This is a genomic window from Pseudomonas extremorientalis, assembly GCF_024584605.1.
GTDB lineage: Bacteria > Pseudomonadota > Gammaproteobacteria > Pseudomonadales > Pseudomonadaceae > Aquipseudomonas > Aquipseudomonas extremorientalis.
The window spans coordinates 4057540-4075452 of sequence record NZ_CP089519.1; the positions used below are offsets into that span (position 1 = coordinate 4057540).

Below are 17913 nucleotides of genomic sequence, written 5' to 3' on the forward strand. Positions count from 1 at the left end.
AGGCCGGCCAATCAGCCTTTACACACCGATCTAGCCTCTCTGAACACACCTTGAGAGGGCCAGGGAATGGCAGATTTACCCGCTTCACATCGGCTGCGCATCGGACGCTTCAGCGAACCCAACCGCATCTACCTGATCACCACCAACACCCACGAACGCCTACCGATATTCAGCGACTTCCACCTCGGTCGACTGGTGGTCTGGCAGTTTCGCCTGGCTCAGTACCGAGGGCTCGCAAACTCGCTGGCGTGGGTGATCATGCCTGACCACTTTCATTGGCTTATTGAGTTGAAAAAAGGCTCGTTGGCGGACCTGATGCGGCAGGTAAAATCCAAGAGCACGCGGTCCGTCAACGGCCTAAGCGGACGCAAGGGAAGACTCTGGCAGGAAAGCTTCCACGACCGGGCACTGCGCAAGGAAGATGACTTGGTGAAAATGGCCAGGTATGTGGTGGCTAACCCATTGAGGGCAGGGTTGGTAGAGAAGATTGGCGACTACCCGCTGTGGGATGCAATCTGGATATAAAGCTGAACACACACTCATTGTGGGAGGGGGCTTGCCCCCTCCCACATTTTTTACTGCATTTCAGGCGGCCAGCTTGCCGCTGGCGATAGCGGCTGACGCTGCAACCATCGCGCGCAACAACACCGCACATCCCGCCGCCAGGTCATCCGGTGCGGCATTCTCGATTTCGTTGTGGCTGATGCCGCCCTCGCACGGCACGAAAATCATCCCCGCCGGGCCCAGTTCGGCGACGAAAATTGCGTCGTGCCCTGCCCCGCTGACGATATCCATGTTCGACAAGCCCAGGCCATTGGCGGCATTGCGCACCGCGTCTACGCAGCCCTGATCGAAATACAGCGGCGGGAAGTCAGCGGTGGGCTCCATCTCGAAACTGAGCCCATGCTTGGTGCAGGTGTCCTCAATAACGTTGCGCACCTCACTGATCATCGAGTCCAGGCGCGCCGGCTCCAGGTGACGAAAATCCAGGGTCATGCGCACTTCACCGGGAATGACGTTGCGCGATCCCGGATAAGCCTGCAGGCAACCCACCGTCCCACATGCATGAGGTTGGTGCGCCAATGCGGCTGCGTTCACCGCCGCCACCACCGCTGCCGCGCCCACCAGAGCATCCTTGCGCAGGTGCATCGGCGTCGGCCCCGCATGCGCCTCGACGCCGCGCAGTTTCAGGTCGAACCACTTCTGCCCCAAGGCGCCGAGCACCACACCAATCGTCTTCTTCTCATCCTCAAGAATCGGCCCTTGTTCGATATGCGCCTCGAAATACGCTCCCACCTTGTGCCCGCTGACCGGCCGCGAGCCCGCGTAGCCAATCGCATTCAGCGCATCGCCCACACTGACGCCATCCACATCGACCTTGGCCAAGGTATCGGCCAGGGTGAATTTCTCGGCAAACACCCCCGAGCCCATCATGCAGGGCGGAAAACGCGAGCCTTCTTCGTTGGTCCACACCACCACTTCCAACGGAGCCTCGGTCTCCAACTTGAGGTCATTGAGCGTCCGCAGCACTTCCACCCCTGCCAGCACGCCAAAGCAACCGTCAAACTTGCCGCCGGTGGGCTGGGTGTCGATATGGCTGCCGGTCATCACCGGCGGCAGGTCAGGGTTGCGTCCGGGGCGGCGGGCGAAGATATTGCCGATGCCGTCGACGGTCACGGTGCAGCCGGCGTCTTCGCACCACTGCACGAACAGATCGCGGGCCTTGCGGTCGAGGTCGGTGAGGGCCAGGCGACACACACCCCCCTTGGGCGTGGCGCCGAGCCTGGCCAGGTCCATCAGCGATTGCCACAGGCGGTCGCGGTTGATGTGCTGATGGGTGGATTGCAGAACGTCCAGGGCAGCGTTCATGGGGATCTCCTCAGGCTACATTTCTTCTTATGGATTGACGGTGACCGGCGTGGCCCCGCGCTTGGCATTCAGGCCGTAATACAACAACCCACCCAGCGCCGAACCGGTAAACCAGCCATAGCTGTAGAACCAGCTGAACGCATCGCTGCCCAACGACAGCAAGGTCAGCACCACCGGCACGCCGAAGGCGATGAAACCGCTCCAGTTCCATGCCGGGTAAACGTCATCGCGATACAGGCCGGCCAAGTCCAGTTGCTGTTTGCGGGTGATGAAATAGTCCACCACCATGATCCCGGCGATCGGCCCCAGCAGGCTGGAATAGCCGAGCAACCAGTTGGAGTAGACGGTCTCCAGGCTCACCTCGGAAACGATCAGGCCGAGTTTCTTCAGCAGCTCATGGGCCATCAACGCCAGCCCGACCAGGCCGGTGAGGATCACCGCCGTGGTGCGGTTGATCAGCTTGGGCGCGATGTTCTGGAAGTCATTGGTGGGCGAGACAATGTTCGCGGCGGTGTTGGTGGACAAGGTGGCGACGATGATCAGCGCCATGGCCACGGCCACCCACACCGGGCTCTGGATATGCCCGATCAGTGTCACCGGATCGGACACGCTCACGCCCACCAGTTTCACCGAAGCGGCGGTCATGATCACGCCGAGGGCGGCGAACAGGAACATGGTCAGCGGCAGGCCGAAAATCTGCCCGAGAATCTGGTCCTTCTGGCTTTTGGCGTAGCGGCTGAAATCGGGAATGTTCAGTGACAAGGTGGCCCAGAACCCTACCATCGCGGTGAGCCCGGCCATGAAGTAACCGGTCACGCTCGCACCCTCGGGACGCTTGGGCGGGATCGCCATCAATTCGCTGATCGACACGTTGGGCATCGCCCACACCAGCAGGCCGATGCCCACCGCCACCAGCAACGGCGCCGACAAGGTTTCCAGGCGCTTGATCGATTCGGCGCCACGCAGCACCACCCACAGGTTCAGGCACCAGAAAATCATGAAACCGATCACCTCGCCGGTGCCGCCAAGGGACTTCCACCCCTCGAAGATCGAGCCCAGGAACAGGTGGATCGCCAGCCCGCCAAACATGGTCTGGATACCAAACCAGCCACAGGCCACCAACGCCCTGATCAGGCACGGCACATTGGAGCCGAGGATGCCGAATGACGACCGCAACAACACCGGAAACGGTATGCCGTACTTGGTGCCCGGAAAGGCGTTCAGCGTCAGCGGAATCAGCACCACGATGTTCGCGAGCAGGATCGCAATCAGCGCCTCGCCCACCGACAGCCCGAAGTACGCAGTGAGCACGCCACCCAGCGTATACGTGGGCACGCAGATCGACATACCGACCCACAGCGCGGTGATGTGCCACTTGTTCCAGGTGCGTTCGTGCACCTTGGTCGGTGCCATGTCGTGGTTGTAGCGAGGGCTGTCGAGGACGTCGGGGCCGGCGTCGAGTTCGTACAGGCCGTTGCGTTCAATGACTTGCGATCTGTTCTGTTGCATGGCCGCTCCACGGTTTTTTCGAATTATTGTTGCGCGCCTGCAGTTGGGTGCAGGCGGCCGGAGTACCTCGTAAACAACATGACATCACGGGCCCGGCCAGCCGCCTCTGCACTCAATAACCGTGCCGACAAGCGTTACCGCACCCTCACCGCTTATATAACGTGCTGATGTTTATCAGCTTTCCGATTGCGCCTTCGGTACTTGCCGCCTTACTCAGGCTAAATAGTGCGGAAGTTGCCCGAACCATCAGGACTCAATCTGGTGCAACACAATTATTTTTATTTCCCCTACCCGTCAAGAGGCATGTCTCAAGCGTCTGATTTGCAATAGGAAATGTTGCTCAATTCAAGAACCTGTCAAGTGCGTCAAAATGGTGAGAGGTCGCTACATTTTGGTGATTATTGATTTTTATCCTTAAAAATCAATAGGTTGAAAACGATATATGCTTATAAAAAATCTTCTTGCCCAATCGAAAAACTCGGGCTAGTTTCTATTCCTGTCACCGATGACAGGAATTAACCGACCATCGGCAAGCAGCAATACAACACTTAGAACTGGCACAAGCCGGTCAAGCCTGTGAGGAACTCGACATGTCGCTGTTGATCCGTGGCGCCACCGTTATTACCCATGATGAAAGTTACCGCGCCGATGTGTTATGCGCAGGCGGTCTGATCCGGGCTATTGGTACGAACCTGGATATTCCCGCCAGCACTGAAATACTCGATGGCAGCGGCCAATACCTGATGCCCGGCGGCATCGATCCCCACACCCACATGCAATTGCCCTTCATGGGCACCGTGGCCAGTGAAGACTTTTTCAGCGGTACGGCGGCGGGCCTGGCGGGAGGCACCACGTCGATCATCGACTTCGTCATTCCCAACCCGCAGCAATCCTTGCTGGAAGCCTTTCACCAATGGCGCGGCTGGGCGGAAAAGTCCGCCTCCGATTACGGCTTCCATGTGGCGATCACCTGGTGGAGCGAGCAGGTGCGCGAGGAAATGGCCGAGCTGGTCAGCCACCACGGCATCAACAGCTTCAAGCACTTCATGGCCTACAAGAACGCGATCATGGCGGCGGACGACACCCTGGTCGCCAGCTTCGAGCGCTGCCTGGAGCTGGGCGCAGTGCCCACCGTGCATGCGGAAAACGGCGAGCTGGTGTATCACCTGCAACGCAAGCTGATGGCCCAGGGCATCACCGGGCCGGAAGCGCACCCGCTGTCGCGTCCGTCGCAGGTGGAAGGCGAAGCGGCCAGCCGGGCGATCCGCATCGCCGAGACCCTCGGCACGCCGTTGTACCTGGTGCATGTGTCCACCAAAGAAGCGCTGGACGAAATCACCTACGCCCGTGCCAAAGGCCAGCCGGTCTACGGTGAAGTCCTCGCCGGGCACCTGTTGCTCGACGACAGCGTCTACCAACACCCCGACTGGCAGACCGCTGCCGGCTACGTGATGAGCCCGCCGTTCCGACCCCGCGGGCACCAGGACGCGCTTTGGCACGGCCTGCAATCGGGCAACCTGCACACCACCGCCACCGACCACTGCTGCTTCTGCGCCGAGCAAAAAGCCGCCGGGCGCGACGACTTCAGCAAGATCCCCAATGGCACCGCCGGTATCGAAGACCGCATGGCGCTGTTGTGGGATGAAGGCGTGAACACCGGGCGCCTGTCGATGCAGGAGTTCGTGGCGCTGACCTCCACCAACACTGCGAAGATCTTCAACCTCTACCCGCGCAAAGGTGCGATTCGCGTAGGTGCGGATGCCGACCTGGTGCTGTGGGACCCACAGGGCACGCGGACCATTTCCGCCAAGACCCATCACCAGCAGGTCGACTTCAACATCTTCGAAGGCAAGACCGTACGCGGTGTGCCCAGCCACACCATCAGCCAGGGCAAGCTGGTCTGGGCCGATGGCGATCTGCGCGCCGAGCGCGGGGCCGGGCGTTATGTGGAGCGGCCGGCGTATCCGCCGGTGTTCGAGCAGTTGAGCAAGCGGGCTGAGTATTCCAGGCCAGTGGCTGTGAAGCGCTGAGACCGCTATCGGGGGCAAGCCCCCTCCCACATTGACCCCATTCCAACAGGATCAACGCGGTCAAGTGTGGGAGGGGGCTTGCCCCCGATGAGGCCAGTGCAAGCAACAACAAAACCAATGCCCATCAGAGGCAGCACCTCAATAACCGTGAGGCCAACACCGTGATCCAGACCCTGACCCACCTCCCCCATCCCGTTGAGGATGGACCGACACTCGCCAGCCATTTCACCGACCTGGCGCCGCCCCTCAACGCCCGCCAGGCTCAACTGGAAGCCTCGCGCTGCCTGTATTGCTACGACGCGCCCTGCGTGAACGCGTGCCCCAGCGAAATCGATATCCCGTCGTTCATCCGCAACATCCACACCGAAAACGTGCAAGGCGCGGCGCAGAAGATTCTCTCGGCCAATATCCTCGGCGGCAGTTGCGCGCGGGTGTGCCCCACCGAAATCCTGTGCCAGCAAGCCTGCGTGCGTAACAACGCCGAAGAATGCGCTCCGGTGCTGATCGGCCTGTTGCAACGCTACGCCATCGACAACGCGCACTTCAGCGAACACCCCTTCCACCGCGCCGCGCCTACCGGCAAGCGGATTGCCGTGGTCGGTGCCGGGCCTGCCGGTCTGTCTTGTGCCCATCGCAGTGCCATGCACGGTCACGACGTGGTGATTTTCGAAGCCCGGGAAAAAGCCGGCGGCCTGAATGAATACGGGATCGCCAAGTACAAACTGGTGGATGACTTTGCGCAGAAGGAGCTGGATTTCCTCTTGCAGATCGGCGGTATCGAGATCCGCCACGGCCAGCGCCTGGGGGACAACCTGACCTTGAGCGAACTGCACCAGCACTTCGATGCGGTGTTCCTCGGCCTCGGCCTTGCCGCCAGCAAACAGCTCGGCTTGCCGAATGAAGACGCGCCCGGCCTGCTCGCCGCCACCGACTACATCCGCGAGCTGCGCCAGGCCGACGACCTCACCCAACTGCCCCTGGCCGATCGCTGCATCGTGCTCGGCGCCGGCAACACCGCCATCGACATGGCCGTGCAAATGGCCCGCCTCGGCGCCCGCGATGTGAACCTGGTATACCGTCGCGGCCTGGCGGACATGGGCGCCACCCACCACGAACAGGATATCGCCAAGGCCAACCAGGTGCGCCTGCTGACCTGGGCCCAGCCCGAAGCCGTGCTGCTGGATGACCTGGGTCATGTACGCGGCATGCGCTTCCTGCGCACGCGCATGGAAAACGGTCGCCTGCACCCCACCGGTGAAACCTTCGAACTGGCCGCCGACGCGATCTTCAAGGCCATCGGCCAGGGTTTCGATAACGAGGCCCTGCACGACCCGTTGGCCGAGCAACTGCACCGGGTCGGCGAGCGTATTTTCGTCGACGAAAAGCTGCGCACCAGCATTCCCGGGGTGTACGCCGGCGGCGATTGCGTCAGCCTCGGCCAGGACCTCACCGTGCAGGCGGTGCAACACGGCAAGCTGGCCGCCGAAGCCATGCACGCCCAACTCATGCTGACTGTGGAGGCTGCGTAATGGCCGATCTCTCGATTGTGTTCGCCGGTATCAAGGCCCCCAACCCGTTCTGGCTGGCCTCCGCGCCGCCCACCGACAAAGCCTACAACGTGGTCCGCGCCTTCGAAGCCGGCTGGGGCGGCGTGGTGTGGAAAACCCTGGGCGAAGACCCGGCGGCGGTCAACGTGTCGTCACGCTACTCGGCGCACTACGGCGCCAACCGGGAAGTGCTGGGCATCAACAATATCGAGCTGATCACCGACCGCTCGCTGGAGATCAACCTGCGGGAAATCACCCAGGTGAAAAAGGACTGGCCCGACCGTGCACTCATCGTGTCGCTGATGGTGCCGTGCGTCGAAGAGTCCTGGAAAAACATCCTGCCGCTGGTTGAAGCCACGGGTTGCGACGGCATCGAGCTGAACTTCGGCTGCCCCCACGGCATGCCCGAACGCGGCATGGGCGCGGCGGTGGGCCAGGTGCCGGAGTACGTGGAACAGGTGACGCGCTGGTGCAAGACGTACTGCTCGCTGCCAGTGATCGTCAAGCTCACCCCGAACATCACCGATATCCGCGTGGCGGCGCGGGCGGCGTACCGCGGCGGTGCGGATGCGGTGTCACTGATCAACACCATCAACTCCATCACCAGCGTGGACCTGGAACGCATGGTCGCCCTGCCGGTAGTCGGCACCCAGAGCACCCACGGCGGTTACTGCGGTTCGGCGGTGAAGCCGATTGCGCTGAACATGGTCGCCGAAATCGCCCGCGACCCGCAGACCCAGGGCCTGCCGATCTGCGGCATTGGCGGCATCGGCAACTGGCGCGATGCGGCGGAGTTCGTCGCCCTGGGCTGCGGCGCGGTGCAGGTGTGCACGGCGGCAATGCTGCATGGCTTTCGCATTGTGGAGGAAATGAAGGACGGGCTGTCGCGCTGGATGGACAGCCAGGGTTACACCAGCCTGCAGGAGTTCTCCGGGCGAGCGGTGGGCAACACCACGGATTGGAAGTACCTGGATATCAACTACCAGGTGATCGCCAGGATCGATCAGGCCGCCTGCATTGGCTGCGGGCGTTGCCATATCGCCTGCGAAGACACCTCGCACCAGGCCATTGCCAGCCTGAAACAGGCGGATGGCACGCATAAATATGAGGTGATCGACGATGAGTGCGTGGGCTGCAACCTATGCCAGATCACCTGTCCGGTGGCCGATTGCATCGAGATGGTACCGATAGACACCGGCAAGCCGTTTTTGAATTGGACGCAGGATCCGAGGAATCCCTACCGGGAGGCTGTGTAGGCCTTTAGACCGGCATCGGGGGCAAGCCCCCTCCCACATTCGACCGCATTCTTTCAGGTGAAATGCAGTCAGGTGTGGGAGGGGGCTTGCCCCCGATGAGGCCCTCAGCCCCAACAAAGATCAAGGCTCCAACCCAATCCCCCGCAAAATCACACTGGTCACCGTCTGGATCGCCTTCTCGAACTGCATATCTGACAACGGCTGGTGATCATTCAAGATTTTTACCTGGTGATCAAAGTCCGCATAGTGCTGGGTCGAGGCCCAGATCATGTACAGCAGGCTAGATGGCTCCACCGGCAGGATGCGTTTGTCCTCCACCCATTGGCGAATTTTCGCTTCCTTCATCTTGGCCCAGTCGTACAGGCTTTCATCCAGCGCCTCACCCAGGGTCGGCGCGCCGTGGATGATTTCGTTGGCCCAGACTTTCGAACCATACGGCCGCGTGCGCGAGCGCTGCATCTTGGCGCGGATGTAGCTGCTGAGCACCACCCGGGGGTCATCGAAGGTCTCGAAGCTCAGGGCGTCCTGCTTCCACACTTCCAGCAGGTCGAACAGCACGGCGCTGTACAGCTCGCTCTTGGTGGTGAAGTAGTAATGCAGGTTGGAGCGCGGCAGTTGCACTTCTTCAGCAATGTCGGCCATGGCGGTGCTGCCGTAGCCTTTTTCGGCGAAGATTTTCTCCGCGGCCAGCAGGATTTTTTCGACGTTGACCCGACGAATTCCGATCTTGTGATTGCCCATAAGGGCTCCCTGACAACAACTTGGCTTAAAGACTACCATCGGCTCTAGATCGGGGCGACAGGCCATAGTGAAACTTCTGACGCGAACCTTTCCCCAGGAAATCGGATTGGTTAGGATCGCGGTCCCCATGAAGGATCATTGCAATGACTATTCGACCTCGTGTGGCCACCGACGACCCCGTGCTGGGAGCACTGTGGGAACGCTCGGTGCGCGCCACCCATGACTTCCTCCCCGAGGATGACATTCAACGTTTGCTGCCCCTGGTACGCGACACCTACCTGCCGATGCCTGCCCTGGAAGTGTGGGTGTATGAAGATCAACAAGGCATCGCCGGTTTTATCGGTACCGGCGGGAACAATGTGGAGATGCTGTTTATCGACCCCGAGCGTCGTGGCCAGGGCATCGGCCGCCAGTTGCTGGACCACGCCCGTGCCCGTCACGACACGCTCACCGTCGATGTAAACGAACAAAACCCACAAGCCGTGGGGTTCTACCTGCACTATGGTTTTATCCAGGTCGCGCGCTCGCCGCTGGATGGCGAAGGCAAGCCCTTTCCCTTGCTGCACATGGCTCTACCGACTCCCTGACCCCGAAGGTATTGAACAATGTTGATCAAGAAAAGCCTCACCACCCTCGCCCTGCTCGCCTCCTTGCTCGGCGCCTCGGCAGCGTTTGCCCACGCCCACCTCAAGGCTGCGGAGCCAGCGGCCGACAGCAGCGTCGCTGCGCCCAAGGACCTGCGCCTGACCTTCAGCGAAGGCGTCGAAGCCACCTTCACCAAGGTGTCCCTGAGCAAGGACGGCACCGAAATCGCGATCAAGGGCCTGGAAACGCCGGACGCCGACAAGAAAGTGCTGGTGGTCACCCCAGCCGCCCCGTTGGCCGCCGGCACCTACAAAGTGGTGTGGAACGCGGTCTCGGTCGATACCCACAAGAGCAACGGCGAATACAGCTTCAAGGTCGGCCAGTAACCCGTGGCTACCCTGCTGGTGCTGTGCCGTTTCCTGCATTTCAGCGTCGTGTTGTTGATGTTCGGGGCCTGCGCATTCAGGCCCTGGCTGCTCGGCGCTGCACCGCAACCGGCGCTGGACCGGCAACTTGAGCGGATCACCCGGGGGCTGGCCTGGCTGGGGCTGGGCTCCGGTCTCGCCTGGCTGTTACTGATCACCGCGAGCATGGCCGGCCGCTGGGACGCGGCATTGCAGCCGGCCACCGTACAGCTGGTGCTGGGCAAGACCTTCTTTGGCCAGGTGTGGGTGTGGCATCTGTTGCTGAACCTGCTGCTGGTGATCGTGTTGGTCAAACCATGGCCGATGATGCGCCTGCCAGTGATCGCACTGCTGCTGGCGACACTGGCACCGGTCGGCCATGGCGCCATGCTGGACGGACTCAGCGGCAGATTGCTGATCCTCAATCAGGTGGTGCACCTGGTGTGTGTCGGTGCCTGGCTCGGCGGGTTGCTGCTGTTGGTGTTGATCCTGCGCCAATCCCCGCCTGTTGCGCTGGAGCCGATCCTGCGACGGTTCAGCGGTGTGGGTTATGGCCTGGTCGCCGGCTTGCTGGTGACTGGCTTGATCAACGTGCGTGTACTCACCGGGCAACTGTGGCCTACACCGTTGTTCAACGGGTTCGCCCTGATTCTGTTGATCAAGGTGCTGCTGGTGCTGGGCATGTTGGCCCTGGCGCTGCTGAACCGGCTGCGTATCGAGCGCTGTGAAGAACGCCTGGGCAGCCTGAAGGCCAGCGTGAAGCTGGAGTGGGTGCTGGGGATTGCCGCCGTCGCCGCCGTTTCCCTCCTGGGCACCTTGCCGCCGATGCTCATGGTTGACTGAAACACACCGTCATCGGGGGCAAGCCCCCTCCTACATTGAACCTCCACACCGAGCAGGTCATCGTATAACTTCTACTTGACAGCGCCTGAAAACCTCGCAAATATCGCACTCAATGTTGTACGACAACGTATGACAAATAATAAAAACAACAAAAGAAAGGGAGCTTCACTGTGAGTTCACTCGCCCGCAATTCCTCCGTTCGCCTGGGTGTTATCGGCCTCGGCAGCCTGGCCTTCACCTTCCCCCTCGCCGCCTCGGCAGAAGGCTTCGTCGACGATGCCAAAGCCACGCTCAACCTGCGCAACGCCTACTTCAACCGCAACTTCACCAACCCGAGCAACCCTCAGGGCAAGGCCGAAGAGTGGACGCAGAACTTCATCCTCGATGCCAAGTCCGGCTACACCACAGGCACGGTGGGCTTCGGTATTGATGTGCTGGGCCTGTATTCGCAAAAGCTCGATGGCGGTAAAGGCACCGGCGGTACGCAGTTGCTGCCGATCCACAGCGATGGCCGCCCGGCCGATAACTTCGGACGCCTGGGTGTGGCGCTGAAAACCAAGCTGTCGAAGACCGAGCTGAAAGTCGGCGAATGGATGCCGGTACTGCCGATCCTGCGCTCCGACGATGGCCGTTCCCTGCCCCAGACCTTCCGTGGCGGCCAGGTCACGTCCAATGAGATCGCCGGCCTGACCCTCTACGGCGGCCAGTTTCGCGGCAACAGCCCGCGCAACGACGCGAGCATGGAAGACATGTTCATGAACGGCAAAGCCGCGTTCACCTCCGACCGTTTCAACTTTGGTGGCGGCGAATACAGCTTCAACGACAAACGCACCCAGGTCGGCGTGTGGTATGCCGAACTCACCGACATCTACCAGCAGCAGTATTTCAACCTGACCCACAGCCAACCCGTGGGCGACTGGACCCTGGGCGCCAACCTCGGCTTTTTCACCGGCAAGGAAGATGGCAGCGCGCTGGCCGGCGACCTCGACAACAAGACCGCCTTCGCCCTGCTCTCGGCCAGGTACAACGGCAACACCTTCTATGTAGGCCTGCAAAAACTCACCGGCGACAGCGTGTGGATGCGGGTCAATGGCACCAGCGGCGGCACCCTGGCCAACGACAGCTACAACGCCAGCTACGACAACGCCAAGGAGAAATCCTGGCAGGTGCGCCATGACTTCAACTTCGTGGTGCTCGGCATTCCGGGGCTGACCCTGATGAACCGCTACATCAGCGGCAGCAACGTGCACACCGGGGCGATCACCGATGGCAAGGAATGGGGTCGCGAATCGGAGTTGGCCTACACCGTACAGAGCGGTGCACTCAAGGACTTGAACGTGCGCTGGCGCAACTCGACCATGCGTCGGGACTTCAGCAATAACGAGTTCGACGAGAACCGGCTCTTTATCAGCTACCCGATTTCGCTGCTGTAGGTTTCGGGTCGGGCGCAAACGTCGAGTCAATGGATATCCCGCATTTGAAACCCCATCGCCTGTATGAGCGTTGACAACCCAGGGAATCCCTAACGATACTTCCCCATAGTCATAAGACAACCTACAACAACAATGGAACCCTCATGACCACTTCCACAACCACGCCTGTTCCATTCAACCGCCTGCTGCTCACCGGTGCCGCCGGCGGCCTCGGCAAAGTCCTGCGCGAACGTCTGCGCCCCTACGCCAACGTGCTGCGCCTGTCGGACATCGCCAACATGGCGCCGGCCGCCGACGCGTCCGAAGAAGTGCAGACCTGCGAGCTCTCCGACAAGCAAGCCGTGCACCACCTGGTGGAAGGCGTCGACGCCATCCTGCACTTCGGCGGCGTATCGGTTGAGCGTTCGTTCGAAGAAGTGCTCGGCGCCAATATCTGCGGGATTTTCCATATCTACGAAGCCGCCCGCCGCCACGGCGTGAAGCGTGTGATCTTCGCCAGTTCCAACCATGTGATCGGCTTCTACAAGCAGGGTGAACAGCTCGACGCCCACTCGCCGCGCCGCCCGGACAGCTACTACGGCTTGTCCAAGTCCTACGGCGAAGACATGGCCAGTTTCTACTTCGACCGCTATGGCATCGAGACCGTGAGCATCCGCATCGGCTCGTCGTTCCCGGAGCCGCAGAACCGCCGGATGATGCACACCTGGCTGAGTTTCGATGACCTCACACAGTTGCTGGAACGTGCGCTGTACACGCCCAACGTCGGCCATACCGTGGTGTACGGCATGTCGGATAACCTCGACACCTGGTGGGACAACCGCTACGCCGCGCACCTGGGCTTTGCGCCCAAGGACAGCTCGGAAGTGTTCCGCGCCCAGGTCGAGACCCAGCCACCGGTGGCCGCCGATGACCCGGCCAAGGTCTACCAGGGTGGCGCGTTCTGCGCGGCCGGGCCATTCGGGGACTGACCATGACCGCTGAATTGATCGTCGACGCCCGCAACGCCGTGGGCGAATGCCCGGTGTGGGTGCCCGAGGAGAACGCACTGTACTGGGTGGATATTCCCAACGGTGGCCTGCAACGCTGGAGTGCTGCCACCGGCCATCTCGCCGCCTGGAAAGCCCCGCAGATGCTCGCCTGTATCGCCCGCACCGATGCCGGCAACTGGGTCGCGGGAATGGAAACCGGCTTCTTCCAACTGACCCCGCACAACGATGGCAGCCTCGACACCACGCCGTTGGCCGGTGTCGAACACCCCCGCGCCGACATGCGCCTGAACGACGGTCGCTGTGATCGCCAGGGCCGCTTCTGGGCCGGCAGCATGGTGCTGAACATGGGCTTGAATGCGGCCGAGGGCATCCTCTACCGCTACGCTTGCGGCGCGGCGCCCCATGCACAACTGGACGGTTTCATCACCCTCAACGGTCTGGCCTTCAGCCCGGATGGCCGTACGATGTACGCCTCGGACTCGCACCCTTTGGTGCAACAGATCTGGGCCTTCGACTACGACACCGACACCGGCACGCCTTCCAACCGCCGCGTTTTCGTGGACATGCACAACTACCTCGGTCGCCCCGACGGCGCGGCGGTAGACGCCGACGGCTGCTACTGGATCTGCGCCAATGACGCCGGCCTGATCCACCGGTTCACCCCCGACGGCCGCCTCGACCGCTCCCTCACCGTACCGGTGAAGAAACCCACCATGTGCGCCTTCGGCGGCAGTCGCCTGGACACCCTGTTCGTCACCTCGATCCGTGACGACCAGAGTCCCCAGTCGCTGTCCGGCGGCGTGTTCGCCCTCAACCCCGGCGTTGTCGGATTGCCGGAGCCCACGTTCACCCTCTAGCTGCATCGCTGTGCCTTGAATACAACAATAACAAGACAGGAGTGACACCCCATGGACTTCAAACGCACCTTGCTCGCCGCTGCATGCTTGACCCTCGCCAGCGCCGCCCACGCCCTGGAAATCAAGTTCGCCGACATCCACCCTGCCGGCTACCCCACCGTCGTCGCCGAAGAAAACATGGGCAAGGCCCTGACCAAGGAAAGCAACGGCGAACTGACCTTCAAGTACTTCCCAGGCGGTGTGCTGGGCTCCGAGAAAGAAGTGGTCGAACAGGCCCAGGTCGGCGCGGTCCAGATGACCCGTGTCAGCCTCGGTATCGTCGGCCCGGTGGTGCCGGACGTGAATGTGTTCAACCTGCCGTTCGTGTTCCGTGACCAGGCGCACATGCGCAAGGTCATCGACGGCGAGATCGGCGATGAGATCCTCGCCAAGATCACCAATTCGGAATTCGGCCTGGTGGCCCTGGCCTGGATGGACGGTGGCACGCGCAACCTCTACACCAAGAAACCGGTGCGCAAGATCGAAGACCTCAAGGGCATGAAGATCCGCGTGCAAGGCAACCCGTTGTTCATCGAGGCCTTCAATGAAATGGGGGCCAACGGCATTGCCATGGACACCGGCGAGATCTTCAGCGCCCTGCAGACCGGGGTGATCGACGGCGCGGAAAACAACCCGCCGACCCTGCTCGAACACAACCACTTCCAGAACGCCAAGTACTACACCCTCACCGAACACCTGATCTTGCCCGAGCCCATCGTAATGTCGAAAATCACCTGGAACAAGCTCACTCCCGCCCAGCAGGACATGGTGAAGAAAGCCGCCAAGGCCGCCCAGGCGGACGAGCGCGTGCTGTGGGACGCCAAGTCCGCCAGCAGTGAAACCAAGCTCAAGGCCGCCGGCGTGGAATTCATCACCGTCGACAAAAAGCCCTTCTATGACGCCACCGCGCCGGTTCGCGCCAAATACGGCGCGGCTTACGCCGATATCATCAAGCGTATCGACGCCGTTCAGTAACGCCCTCCTTCTCTAGCAAGGCCCGGCGCGGTCGGCACCGACGCGCCCGGTTACGGTGAACGCCATGAAGAATTTACTGCTGCGCATCAACGACCGCCTGTACATGACCTGTATCTGGGTCGCCGGCCTCTCGGTACTGGGGGTTGCGCTGATCATCCCCTGGGGCATCTTCGCCCGCTACGTCCTCGGCACCGGCGCCAGTTGGCCGGAACCCACCGCCATCCTGCTGATGCTGATCTTCACCTTCGTCGGCGCCGCCGCCAGTTACCGCGCGGGTGCGCATATGTCGGTGGCGGTGGTGACTGACCGCCTGCCGCCACGCCAACGCCAGATCGCCGGTATCGTCGCGCAACTGTTGATGGCGACCATCTGCCTGTTCATGGCCGTGTGGGGCACCAAGTTGTGCCTGTCCACCTGGAACCAGTTCATGAGCGCCATCCCCACACTGCGCGTGGGCATCACCTATATGCCAATCCCCATCGGCGGGCTGCTGACCCTGGTGTTCGTGCTGGAAAAACTCCTGCTCGGCGACCAGAGCCAGCGGCGCGTGGTGCGGTTCGACCTGGTGGAAGAAAACGAAGGGGCTGCCTGAAATGGATGCATTGATTCTGTTGGGCAGTTTTATCGCCTTGATCCTGCTGGGCATGCCAGTGGCCTACGCCCTGGGGATGTCGGCACTGATCGGCGCGTGGTGGATCGACATCCCGTTCCAGGCCCTGATGATTCAGGTGGCCGGGGGCGTGAACAAGTTTTCGCTGATGGCGATTCCGTTCTTTGTGCTGGCCGGGGCGATCATGGCCGAGGGTGGCATGTCACGTCGGCTGGTGGCGTTTGCCGGGGTGCTGGTGGGCTTTGTGCGCGGCGGCCTGTCCCTTGTCAATATCATGGCCTCGACGTTCTTCGGCGCCATCTCCGGCTCCTCGGTGGCCGATACCGCCTCGGTCGGCTCGGTGCTGATCCCGGAAATGGAACGCCGTGGGTACCCGCGGGAATTTGCCACCGCCGTGACCGTCAGCGGTTCGGTGCAGGCGTTGCTGACGCCACCCAGCCACAATTCGGTGCTCTACTCCCTGGCCGCCGGCGGCACCGTGTCCATCGCCTCGCTGTTCATGGCCGGCGTGGTGCCGGGCCTGTTGATGAGCGCCTGCCTGATGGTGCTGTGCCTGATCTTCGCGAAAAAGCGCAACTACCCCAAGGGCGAAGTCATTCCCCTGAAGCAGGCGCTGAAGATCGCCGCCGATGCCCTCTGGGGCCTGATGGCCATGGTGATCATCCTCGGCGGCATCCTCTCGGGCATCTTCACCGCCACCGAATCGGCCGCGATTGCCGTGCTGTGGGCATTCTTCGTGACCATGTTCATCTACCGCGACTACAAATGGCGCGAGCTGCCCAAGCTGATGCACCGCACGGTGCGCACCATTTCCATCGTGATGATCCTGATCGCCTTCGCCGCCAGCTTCGGCTACATCATGACCCTGATGCAGATCCCGGCGAAGATCACCACGGCGTTCCTGACCCTGTCGGACAACCGCTACGTGATCCTGATGTGCATCAACATCATGCTGCTGTTGCTCGGCACGGTGATGGACATGGCGCCGCTGATCCTGATCCTCACGCCGATCCTGCTGCCGGTGGTGCTCGGGCTGGGTGTCGATCCGGTGCACTTCGGCATGATCATGCTGGTCAACCTCGGCATCGGCCTGATCACCCCACCGGTGGGCGCGGTGTTGTTCGTGGGCGCCGCAGTGGGCAAGGTGAGCATCGAGAAGACCGTGAAAGCGCTGCTGCCGTTCTATGGGGTGCTGTTCCTGATCCTGATGGCGGTGACCTACATTCCGGCGCTGTCGTTGTGGCTGCCAAGCGTGGTGCTGTGATGCTGATCGAACTGGAAGACAACCTGACCCACCTCACCCTGGCCCCGGCCGTGGGCGCAAGCATCGTCAACTGGCGCGTGCGGGCCAGCGGCCAGCCGTTGTTGCGCCACAGCGACCAACAGGCCCTGGATACGGGCCTGCCGGGCAAACTCGGCTGTTATCCGCTGGCACCCTGGTCTAACCGGATCGCCCAAGGCGGGTTCGATAACCCCGACGGCTGGCTGGCGCTCGCGCCGAACAGCCTGACCGACCCACTGCCCATCCATGGGTCGGCCTGGCAACAGGCGTGGCAGGTAGTCAGCCAGTCGGCGGACGAAGTGGTGCTGGAACTGCTGTGCGACACACCGTTCGCCTATCGCGCCGAGCAGCGGTTTTGCTTGCGCGACGGTGAACTGAGCATCACGTTGCGGGTGACTCATCTGGCGGATAACCCCGCGTGGCATGGCTTGGGATTGCATCCCTACCTGCCGCGCACACCACAAACGCGGTTGCAGGCAAAGGCCTCGCAGGTGTGGATGAGTGATGCGTCGAAACTGCCCATGGGGCTGGCACCCGTGCCGGCCGCCTGGGACTTCCAGACGTTGAAGACCTTGCCGGAAGGCCTGGTGGACAATGGCTTTTGCCAGTGGGACGGGCATTGCCTGATCGAGCAGCCAGAGTTGGGCTACACGCTGGAATGCCAGGCCACCGGCGCCGACTACTTTCTGCTGTACTGCCCACCGGGGCTGGGGTTCTTCTGCATCGAACCGGTGAGCCATCCGGTGAATGCCCATCACCTGGCCGGACGGCCGGGCCTGAAACTGCTGGAACACAATCAGTTGGTACAACTCAACTTCAAGCTCAAATACATACAACATGTGGGAGGGGGCTTGCCCCCGATGGCGGTGAATCAGTAATACAGCGGTGGCTGAGACACCGCTATCGGGGGCAAGCCCCTTCCCACAGTTTTGATGTGTGTTGAG

17 protein-coding genes are annotated in these 17913 nt (G+C 61.7%); 14 read left to right on the forward strand and 3 right to left on the reverse strand.

What is annotated here, in order from left to right; genetic code table 11:
* Positions 1–66 precede the first annotated feature (66 nt).
* Entirely contained in the window at positions 67–525 is a 459-nt protein-coding gene (locus tag LUU92_RS18160) for an REP-associated tyrosine transposase (RefSeq protein WP_093124221.1), read from the forward strand.
* A 60-nt stretch (positions 526–585) separates the two neighbouring features.
* Here LUU92_RS18160 and LUU92_RS18165 read toward each other — a convergent pair whose 3' ends face one another.
* Positions 586–1869 (reverse strand): Zn-dependent hydrolase, encoded by a 1284-nt coding sequence (locus LUU92_RS18165; protein ID WP_257102432.1) that lies wholly within the window; start codon positions 1867–1869, stop codon positions 586–588.
* A gap of 27 nt (positions 1870–1896) precedes the next feature.
* The gene (locus LUU92_RS18170; RefSeq protein ID WP_257102433.1) at positions 1897–3378 is read right to left on the reverse strand and encodes an NCS1 family nucleobase:cation symporter-1; all 1482 of its coding nucleotides are present in this window, start codon (positions 3376–3378) and stop codon (positions 1897–1899) included.
* A gap of 590 nt (positions 3379–3968) precedes the next feature.
* On the opposite strand from LUU92_RS18170, the gene hydA reads away from it, so the two are divergent.
* The 3 genes from hydA to preA all read left to right on the forward strand — a co-directional run bounded on the left by hydA (position 3969) and on the right by preA (position 8211).
* Positions 3969–5408, forward strand: a complete 1440-nt coding sequence (gene hydA, locus LUU92_RS18175; protein ID WP_071492056.1) for a dihydropyrimidinase — start codon at positions 3969–3971, stop codon at positions 5406–5408.
* A gap of 161 nt (positions 5409–5569) precedes the next feature.
* Complete coding sequence (locus LUU92_RS18180) at positions 5570–6937, forward strand: NAD(P)-dependent oxidoreductase (protein WP_257102434.1); 1368 nt, start codon at positions 5570–5572, stop codon at positions 6935–6937.
* The gene (gene preA / locus LUU92_RS18185) at positions 6937–8211 is read left to right on the forward strand and encodes an NAD-dependent dihydropyrimidine dehydrogenase subunit PreA (protein ID WP_092244737.1); all 1275 of its coding nucleotides are present in this window, start codon (positions 6937–6939) and stop codon (positions 8209–8211) included. Before LUU92_RS18180 ends, preA begins: the two co-directional genes overlap by 1 nt.
* A 120-nt stretch (positions 8212–8331) precedes the next feature.
* Here preA and LUU92_RS18190 read toward each other — a convergent pair whose 3' ends face one another.
* Positions 8332–8952 (reverse strand): TetR/AcrR family transcriptional regulator, encoded by a 621-nt coding sequence (locus LUU92_RS18190; protein WP_025854871.1) that lies wholly within the window; start codon positions 8950–8952, stop codon positions 8332–8334.
* Between the two features lie 143 nt (positions 8953–9095).
* Between LUU92_RS18190 and LUU92_RS18195 the strand changes: the two genes are divergently transcribed.
* The 10 genes from LUU92_RS18195 (at position 9096) to LUU92_RS18240 (ending at position 17847) form a co-directional block, all read left to right on the forward strand.
* Complete coding sequence (locus LUU92_RS18195; RefSeq protein WP_071492059.1) at positions 9096–9539, forward strand: GNAT family N-acetyltransferase; 444 nt, start codon at positions 9096–9098, stop codon at positions 9537–9539.
* Positions 9540–9557: 18 nt separating this feature from the next.
* Positions 9558–9923: a copper homeostasis periplasmic binding protein CopC gene (gene copC / locus LUU92_RS18200; protein WP_058426824.1), complete on the forward strand. Its 366-nt coding sequence runs from the start codon at positions 9558–9560 to the stop codon at positions 9921–9923.
* A 3-nt stretch (positions 9924–9926) separates the two neighbouring features.
* A complete protein-coding gene (gene copD, locus LUU92_RS18205; protein WP_071492060.1) occupies positions 9927–10784 on the forward strand; it encodes a copper homeostasis membrane protein CopD in 858 nt (285 codons plus the stop codon).
* Between the two features lie 170 nt (positions 10785–10954).
* Positions 10955–12217, forward strand: coding sequence for an OprD family porin (locus tag LUU92_RS18210; RefSeq protein ID WP_257102435.1), 1263 nt, complete (start codon positions 10955–10957; stop codon positions 12215–12217).
* A 143-nt stretch (positions 12218–12360) separates the two neighbouring features.
* The gene (locus LUU92_RS18215) at positions 12361–13185 is read left to right on the forward strand and encodes an NAD-dependent epimerase/dehydratase family protein (protein WP_257102436.1); all 825 of its coding nucleotides are present in this window, start codon (positions 12361–12363) and stop codon (positions 13183–13185) included.
* A gap of 2 nt (positions 13186–13187) precedes the next feature.
* The gene (locus LUU92_RS18220) at positions 13188–14063 is read left to right on the forward strand and encodes an SMP-30/gluconolactonase/LRE family protein (protein WP_093124258.1); all 876 of its coding nucleotides are present in this window, start codon (positions 13188–13190) and stop codon (positions 14061–14063) included.
* Between the two features lie 51 nt (positions 14064–14114).
* Positions 14115–15077, forward strand: a complete 963-nt coding sequence (locus tag LUU92_RS18225; protein ID WP_222540007.1) for a TRAP transporter substrate-binding protein — start codon at positions 14115–14117, stop codon at positions 15075–15077.
* Positions 15078–15141: 64 nt separating this feature from the next.
* Complete coding sequence (locus LUU92_RS18230) at positions 15142–15669, forward strand: TRAP transporter small permease (RefSeq protein ID WP_071492065.1); 528 nt, start codon at positions 15142–15144, stop codon at positions 15667–15669.
* Between the two features lies 1 nt (position 15670).
* Positions 15671–16951, forward strand: coding sequence for a TRAP transporter large permease (locus LUU92_RS18235; RefSeq protein WP_092244716.1), 1281 nt, complete (start codon positions 15671–15673; stop codon positions 16949–16951).
* Entirely contained in the window at positions 16951–17847 is an 897-nt protein-coding gene (locus tag LUU92_RS18240; RefSeq protein ID WP_071492067.1) for an aldose 1-epimerase, read from the forward strand. Before LUU92_RS18235 ends, LUU92_RS18240 begins: the two co-directional genes overlap by 1 nt.
* Positions 17848–17913: the final 66 nt, after the last annotated feature.